Source organism: Desulfocurvus sp. DL1XJH-121, from assembly GCF_054819825.1.
This window is the reverse complement of sequence record NZ_JBTVWW010000049.1, coordinates 1-2,500: the sequence shown is the minus strand read 5'-3', so window position 1 is coordinate 2,500 and position 2,500 is coordinate 1. Positions and strand designations below refer to the sequence as shown.

Below are 2,500 nucleotides of genomic sequence, written 5' to 3'. Positions count from 1 at the left end.
TAATGGGCCAGCGAGTTAATTTACCGTGCAAGGTTAAGCCGCAAGGTGTAGCCGTAGCGAAAGCGAGTCTGAATAGGGCGCCAAGTACGTTGAATTAGACCCGAAGCCGGGTGATCTATCCATGAGCAGGCTGAAGCTTGAGTAAAATCAAGTGGAGGGCCGAACCGTTGTAAGTTGAAAATTACTCGGATGACTTGTGGATAGGGGTGAAAGGCCAATCAAACCCGGTGATAGCTGGTTCTCCCCGAAATATATTGAGGTATAGCCTCAGGGGATGACTGACGGAGGTAGAGCACTGACAGGGCTAGGGGGCCTACCAGCTTACCAACCCCTATCAAACTCCGAATGCCGTCAGTTTCACCCTGGGAGTCAGACTGTGGGTGCGAAGGTCCATGGTCGAAAGGGAAACAGCCCAGATCGTCGGCTAAGGTTCCGAAGTCTACGCTCAGTGGGAAAGGAAGTGGAGTCGTTGAGACAGCCAGGAGGTTGGCTTAGAAGCAGCCACCCTTTAAAGAAAGCGTAATAGCTCACTGGTCTAATGGCTCCGCGCCGAAAATGTAACGGGGCTAAGCGTAGCACCGAAGCCACGGGCTCGCGTTTTACGCGAGCGGTAGGGGAGCGTTCTCATATGGGATGAAGGTAGTCCGAGAGGCCTGCTGGACTTGTGAGAAGTGAACATGCTGGCATGAGTAACGATAAAATAGGTGAGAAACCTATTCGCCGTAAGCCCAAGGTTTCCTGGGTAAAGATAATCTGCCCAGGGTTAGTCGGCCCCTAAGGCGAGGCTGAAAAGCGTAGCTGATGGGAAACAGGTTAATATTCCTGTACCTCGCATGGTGTGCGATGGAGGGACGCAGGAGGATAGACGGTCCGGGTGTTGGATATCCCGGTGTAAGCGTGTAGGCTCGGAGATCTGGCAAATCCGTTCTCCTTATGCTGAGGCGCGATGCCGAGACTTTATCGTCGAAGCCGTTAAGTCCATGCTGCCTAGAAAAGCTCCTAAGTTTAGCCATGTGAGACCGTACCGTAAACCGACGCAGGTGGGCGGGGTGAGCAACCCAAGGCGCTTGAGAGAACTCTGGCTAAGGAACTCGGCAAAATGACCCCGTAACTTCGGGATAAGGGGTGCTCCCGTTGGTGATCAGACTTGCTTTGTGAGCTGATGGGAGCCGCAGAGAAATGGCGGGGGCGACTGTTTACTAAAAACATAGGGCTCTGCGAAGTCGTAAGACGACGTATAGGGCCTGACGCCTGCCCGGTGCCGGAAGGTTAAGAGGAGTGGTTAGACTTCGGTCGAAGCTGTGAATCGAAGCCCCGGTAAACGGCGGCCGTAACTATAACGGTCCTAAGGTAGCGAAATTCCTTGTCGGGTAAGTTCCGACCTGCACGAATGGCGTAACGATCTCCGCACTGTCTCGGCCAGAGACTCAGTGAAATTGAATTGGCGGTGAAGATGCCGTCTACCCGCAGAAAGACGGAAAGACCCTGTGCACCTTTACTACAGCTTGACATTGGTTTTTGGGCTAGCATGTGTAGGATAGGTGGGAGGCTTTGAAGCGTGCACGCCAGTGTGCGTGGAGCCAACCTTGAAATACCACCCTTGCTAGTTTAAGGACCTAATCTCGACCCGTTATCCGGGCGGGAGACATTGTCTGGTGGGTAGTTTGACTGGGGCGGTCGCCTCCCAAAAAGTAACGGAGGCGCGCAAAGGTTCCCTCAGGCTGATTGGAAACCAGCCGTTGAGTGCAAAGGCATAAGGGAGCTTGACTGTGAGAGAGACATCTCGAGCAGGTACGAAAGTAGGCCTTAGTGATCCGGTGGTCCCGAATGGAAGGGCCATCGCTCATCGGATAAAAGGTACGCCGGGGATAACAGGCTGATCGCGTCCAAGAGTTCACATCGACGACGCGGTTTGGCACCTCGATGTCGGCTCATCACATCCTGGGGCTGGAGCAGGTCCCAAGGGTACGGCTGTTCGCCGTTTAAAGTGGTACGCGAGCTGGGTTTAAAACGTCGTGAGACAGTTTGGTCCCTATCTTCTGTGGGCGTAGGAGACTTGAGAAGGGTTGCCCCTAGTACGAGAGGACCGGGGTGAACGAACCTCTGGTGTTCCTGTTGTGGCGCCAGCCGCATTGCAGGGTAGCTATGTTCGGAAAGGATAACCGCTGAAAGCATCTAAGCGGGAAGCCTGCTTCGAGATTAGGTCTCCCTGGCGCAAGCCCTAAAGACCCGTTGTAGACTACAACGTTGATAGGCCGGATGTGTACGTGCAGCAATGTATTCAGCAAACCGGTACTAATAGGTCGTGAGTCTTAACCCTATACTATGAACAACTACATCCTTCCCTATTTTACTTACATATTTGTCCTGGTGTCCATGGAGAAGGGGGTACACCCGATCCCATTCCGAACTCGGAAGTTAAGCCCTTCATCGCCAATGATACTGCTGAGGAGTCAGTGGGAAAGTAGGCCGACGCCAGGACTTCTTTTAACGGCCCCCG

2 rRNA genes (1 of these 2 cut by a window edge) are annotated in these 2,500 nt (G+C 53.5%); both read left to right on the top strand.

The annotated features are described in order from the left end of the window. Window positions 1-2,320, top strand: a 23S ribosomal RNA gene (locus ACYYG1_RS17205); it begins 615 nt to the left of the window's first position. 46 nt (window positions 2,321-2,366) lie between these two features. Continuing rightward, window positions 2,367-2,481 (top strand): 5S ribosomal RNA (gene rrf, locus ACYYG1_RS17200). The last annotated feature ends 19 nt before the right edge of the window (window positions 2,482-2,500 follow it).